Below are 3,621 nucleotides of genomic sequence, written 5' to 3' on the forward strand. Positions count from 1 at the left end.
GGCAGTGGGGCGCGGATCTGTGATCCGCGCCCCACTGCGTTGTGATCCGGCCACCGAGACGGGTAAGGTAAGGGTTACCTTATTGATCGACTCGGCCTATCGGCCCATGCAAGGCGGTGACCGCGTGTACGTCTGCTCGTGCTTCGGCATCACGGAGCAGCAGGTGCGCGAGCACGCGGACAAGGGGGCGTGCACGCCCCGGCAGATCGCCTCCGCCTGCAAGGCCGGCACCGACTGCGGCAGCTGCGTGCGTCGCATCCAGGCCCTGCTGGGCCGGGGCGCCTGCCCGCGCCGCGAGCTGGCCGACCAGGGAGAGGGCGACGTGCTGGGCGCCGACGTGACGCTCGTGTCCGCCGCCGCGCCGCGCGCCCGCGCCGCCTAGCGCTTCCGGCCGGGCTAGCTGCCCTGCCCGTTCTCCTGCTCGATGAACTGGGCGATGTAGAGCGGTTCGCCGAGCTTCTCGATCAGTTCCAGCTGTGTGTCGAGATAGTCGATGTGGTCCTCCTCGTCCGCGAGGATCGCCTCGAAGATGTTGGCCGAGGTGATGTCGCCCTTGGTGCGCATGACCTCCACGCCCCGCTTGAGGCGGTCGATGGCCTCGACCTCCACCTGCCGGTCGGCCATGAACATCTCGGTGATCGTCTGCCCGACGCGCACGTGGAAGAGGCGCTGGTAGTTCGGCAGCCCCTCCAGGAAGATGATCCGGTCGGTCAGGATCTCCGCGTGCTTCATCTCGTCGAACGACTCCGCCCGCGTATGCGAGGCGATCTTCGTCCAGCCGTGGTGCTCCTGCAGCTTCGCGTGCAGGAAGTACTGGTTGATGGCCGTCAGCTCGGCCGTCAGCTGCTCGTTGAGGAACTCGATGACCTCGGGGTCGCCCTGCATTGCGAGGGCTCCTTCCTGGGGGCACTTCCCAGCGGGGGCTGGGGGCGGATGACTTGCAGGTGCGCGCATCCTCGCACCACCCCAGAGGGCCGTCCAGTAAGTTCACACTTAGTGGGACTTGCCCCGATATGGGCAACCCGTGGTCATCAGCACCCCCCACCGTCTGACACCATGGAGCCATGGGGCCCTCGAAGAACACCGAAAGCCGCAAAGAAGGGCATCTTCAGCTGCCCCCGGGGCAGCGGCTCCAGCGCGGATGGCCGGTGACGCACTACGGACCGGTCCCGAAGTTCAAGCCGGACCGGTGGGAGTTCCGTGTCTTCGGTGCGACCGCCGGAGGGGACAAGCACTGCTGGACGCATGACGAATTCTCCGCACTGCCGTACACGACGGTGGTGGCGGACCTGCACTGCGTGACGAAGTACAGCATGCTCGGCGCGGAGTGGGGCGGGGTGTCGGCCCGTACGATCCTCGAACTCGCCCCGCCCTCCCCCGAGGTCACGCACGTGATGGTGTGGGCGGAGTACGGCTTCAGCTCCAACCTGCGGCTCGCCGACTTCACGGCCGAGAAGACCATCTTCGCCACCCACAAGGACGGCGAGCTCCTCACGGCCGAGCACGGCTTCCCGGTCCGGCTCGTCGTGCCGCACCTCTACGCCTGGAAGGGCCCCAAATGGGTCCGCGGCGTGGAGTACATGACCGCCGACCGGCGGGGCTTCTGGGAAGAGCGCGGCTACCACAACATCGGCGACCCCTGGCACGAGCAGCGCTACTCCTACCAGGAGAAGCCGGGCGAGGGCCCGGAGCTGTAGCCCCTCCGCGCGGCCCGGTCCGGGCCGCGGTCAGCCGTCCCGCAGCGCCTTCAGCAGGGCCACGTCGGCGGCGTGCCCCTCCGGGCCGCCGGGCGTCTCGATGGTCAGCGGCACGTCCTCCGTCGCCGGGTGCCGGAACAGCTCCGCGAAGGGCTCGGCGCCGATGTGACCGGAACCGATGTTCTCGTGCCGGTCCTTGTGGGCGCCGACGACGTCCTTCGAGTCGTTGGCGTGCAGCAGGCCCAGCCGTCCCTCGCCCACCGTGCACACCAGCTCGTCGAGCGTCTGCTTCATCCCGCCGGGCCCGGCCAGGTCGTGCCCGGCCGCGAACAGATGGCAGGTGTCCAGGCAGACGCCGAGCTTCGGGTGGTGCTCCAGGGCGTCGAAGTACGGCCCGAGGTCCTCCGCCAGCGAGCACAGCGAGGCTCCCTGACCGGCCGTCGGCTCCAGCAGCAGCCGCGGGTCGTCGTCGCGGGTGAGCTCTTCCAGCAGCGGCAGCAGCCACTCGTGCACCTGGGCCAGCGCCTCGTGGCGCGGCCGGCCGCCGGTCGCCGAACCGGTGTGCACGACGACGCCGCGGGCACCGATCTCCCGCCCCCGGCGCAGCGAGTGCCGCAGCGACTCCACCGACCGCTCGACGGTGGCCGCGGTGTGCGATCCGAAGTTGATCAGATAGGGGGCGTGCACGAAGACGGGGAGCGCCTCCTGCGCACACGCGGCGCGGAACTCCTCGTCCTGCCGTGCGGTGCCGGCCGGGGTCGCCCAGCCGCGCGGGTTGGCGACGAAGACCTGGACCGCCTCGGCGCCCATCCGGCGGGCGTAGGGCAGGCCGACCCGGGCGAGCCCGCCCGCCACCGGGATGTGGCCGCCGACGGGATTGCGCGCCCGGCCGGTCAGGGGACCGTTCGTGCTCATGGTGGTCACAGTCCGCTCTTGAGCCGGATGACGATGGTCTCGCCCTTGGCGGCCTGCTCGCCGCCGCGCACGGACTGGCTCTCCACGGAGTCCTTGGCGAAGAGGAACGGCCGGTCGACCTTCACCTGGAACCCGGCGGCGGCCAGCGTCCGCTTGGCGTCGGCCTCGCTCCTGTTGGTGACGTCCGGGACGATCACCATCTCCTTGCCCTTGGAGACCGTCACGGTGACGGTGTCGCCCTCGGCCGCCCGGGCGCCCCTGGCGGGCGACTGCTCGGCGACCGTGCCCTTGTCCCGGGGCGAGAAGACCTCGGTGTCCGCGACCTTGACCTGCAGCCCCGCCCCGCGCAGCGCGTTGGTGGCGTCCGCGACGGACAGTCCCGTCACGTCCGGCACGTTCAGCGGCCTGCCCTTGCTGACGACGAGCGCCACCGTCGAGCCGGGACGCAGCTGCGTGCCCGGCCCGGGCTCGGTGGAGAGCACCGAGTCCTTCGCCGTCTCGCCGCTGAACTGGCGGCCGACGTCACCGACGGCCAGGCCCTGCTCCTCGATCTTGCGCTTGGCGTCGTCGAAGGGCATCCCGGCCACGTTGGGCACCTCGGACCGCTGGGGGCCGCGCGAGATCGTGATCGTCACCTTGCCGGTGTTGCGGATGCGCTCGCCCGGCTTGGGGTCGGTCGAGATGACGTGGCCGCGCTCGACGGTGTCGCTGAACGCCTGCCGGGTCCGCACCCCCAGACCGGCCTTGTCCAGCTCGTCGCCGGCCTTGGCCTCGGTCATGTCCAGGACGGCCGGCACCGAGGTGAACTGACCGGAATTGATGTACCAGACGCCCGTGCCCGCCAGTACGGCCAGCAGGGCGGCGGCGGCCGCGAGGACCCACCGGCGCGGCAGCGGCCAGCCCCGGCGCTGCGGGTGCACCGGGGGGTGGCCGCCCGGCGGCGCCACCGGGGGCGCGGGCGGCTGCTCCAGGCGCGTGGTGCGGTGGAGCAGCTCCTCGTCCGCCGGGG

General features: G+C 71.1%; 5 protein-coding genes. 2 read left to right on the plus strand and 3 right to left on the minus strand.

Going from position 1 to position 3,621, the window contains the following annotated elements:
• Positions 1 to 124 precede the first annotated feature (124 nt).
• Positions 125 to 382: a (2Fe-2S)-binding protein gene (locus tag LE181_RS19970; protein ID WP_225662676.1), complete on the plus strand. Its 258-nt coding sequence runs from the start codon at positions 125 to 127 to the stop codon at positions 380 to 382.
• A 14-nt stretch (positions 383 to 396) separates the two neighbouring features.
• Here LE181_RS19970 and bfr read toward each other — a convergent pair whose 3' ends face one another.
• Entirely contained in the window at positions 397 to 885 is a 489-nt protein-coding gene (bfr, locus tag LE181_RS19975) for a bacterioferritin (protein ID WP_225662677.1), read from the minus strand.
• 179 nt (positions 886 to 1,064) lie between these two features.
• On the opposite strand from bfr, the gene LE181_RS19980 reads away from it, so the two are divergent.
• On the plus strand, positions 1,065 to 1,697 hold the full coding sequence (locus LE181_RS19980; RefSeq protein ID WP_225662678.1) for a sulfite oxidase-like oxidoreductase: 633 nt from the start codon (positions 1,065 to 1,067) through the stop codon (positions 1,695 to 1,697).
• 30 nt (positions 1,698 to 1,727) lie between these two features.
• On the opposite strand, the gene LE181_RS19985 is transcribed toward LE181_RS19980, so the two are convergent.
• Both LE181_RS19985 and LE181_RS19990 read right to left on the minus strand, forming a co-directional pair.
• Complete coding sequence (locus LE181_RS19985; protein WP_225662679.1) at positions 1,728 to 2,612, minus strand: deoxyribonuclease IV; 885 nt, start codon at positions 2,610 to 2,612, stop codon at positions 1,728 to 1,730.
• Positions 2,613 to 2,617: 5 nt separating this feature from the next.
• The coding region (locus tag LE181_RS19990; RefSeq protein WP_225662680.1) for a Stk1 family PASTA domain-containing Ser/Thr kinase at positions 2,618 to 3,621 on the minus strand (1,004 nt) is incomplete at its 5' end.

The organism is Streptomyces sichuanensis (assembly GCF_020328095.1).
GTDB lineage: Bacteria > Actinomycetota > Actinomycetes > Streptomycetales > Streptomycetaceae > Streptomyces > Streptomyces cinnamoneus.

Excerpts from the sequence above, each read along its gene's own strand:
- bfr (WP_225662677.1), bottom strand. The coding sequence starts at position 885 with ATGCAGGGCGACCCCGAGGTCATCGAGTTCCTCAACGAGCAGCTGACG.
- LE181_RS19980 (WP_225662678.1), top strand. The coding sequence starts at position 1,065 with ATGGGGCCCTCGAAGAACACCGAAAGCCGCAAAGAAGGGCATCTTCAG.
- LE181_RS19985 (WP_225662679.1), bottom strand. The coding sequence starts at position 2,612 with ATGAGCACGAACGGTCCCCTGACCGGCCGGGCGCGCAATCCCGTCGGC.